The sequence below is a fragment of the Escherichia sp. TW14182 genome, from assembly GCF_000208525.1.
In the GTDB taxonomy this organism is placed as follows: Bacteria; Pseudomonadota; Gammaproteobacteria; order Enterobacterales; family Enterobacteriaceae; genus Escherichia; species Escherichia ruysiae.
This window is the reverse complement of the sequence record NZ_AEJZ01000481.1, coordinates 1-785: the sequence shown is the minus strand read 5'-3', so window position 1 is coordinate 785 and position 785 is coordinate 1. Positions and strand designations below refer to the sequence as shown.

Annotated in this window: 2 pseudogenes; both read right to left on the bottom strand. The window is 52.6% G+C overall.

The window, feature by feature from the left end:
* A pseudogene (locus EQY_RS27570) lies at positions 1–65 on the bottom strand (replication-associated protein RepA4); the annotation flags it as partial.
* A 473-nt stretch (positions 66–538) separates the two neighbouring features.
* A pseudogene (locus EQY_RS0123475) lies at positions 539–785 on the bottom strand (plasmid replication initiator RepA); the annotation flags it as partial.

Genomic DNA, 785 nt, shown 5'->3' with positions numbered 1-785 from the left:
TCATAATTAAAAGCGACTCTGTTCCGGCCCTTTGGGCCGGGGCGGCGGCGCTTTTCAGTTATGAGGGGGGCACGGTGCTGCATTTGTGTGGTGTTTTTTATTCCTGATGTCTTTTTGCTGTGGTTTCAGAACGGTGAGATTTGGGGCCCGCGCGTTAGCGTGGGAGGTGCTTTTAGATTCTGAGCGGCGCGGCCTTGGCCGCTGCAAGCGAAGGCCTCTTTGTGTTTGTTCACAGTGGTTTCAGAGATAAAGACTTTCCCTGCGGCGAAGCAACGCAGGGGATTAAATAATGGGTTTAAGACTATATTGCAGGTTTGCTGTTTCAGGTTTGCAGCTTCTTAAAGTTCTTTGTTTGCGGATTTATGTGGATAACTGAAACAACGTGGCCACGTTCTGATGACTGATGCGTGGTTTAATGGGCAAATATGCCCCTCTGAGGGGATTTAAGGTGATTACTGCGGATTTTGGGCTTAGCGGAACCAGCGCCGAAAGCCCCGGAGGGGCTGGCGATGATTCAGTGCTGAAGGGATGGCGCTGTTTAGTGCGGAGGCGGGGCTGCCAGCGTCAGTTCAAGCTGACGCAATTCCCTGATGGCCAGTCGCTTCAGATGGTCATCGGAACAAAAATAGGCTTCATCCGGCGGCAGACGCTTCAGGATGTGCTGTGACATCTCGTAAATCTGCTGGTCGACGGGTAATTTCTTCAGACGTCTGGCGCGCTTACTGGCTGCAGCTTTTGCACGACGATGTTTCAGCGCATCCTGGCTGCGCTGCAGATACCAGCGT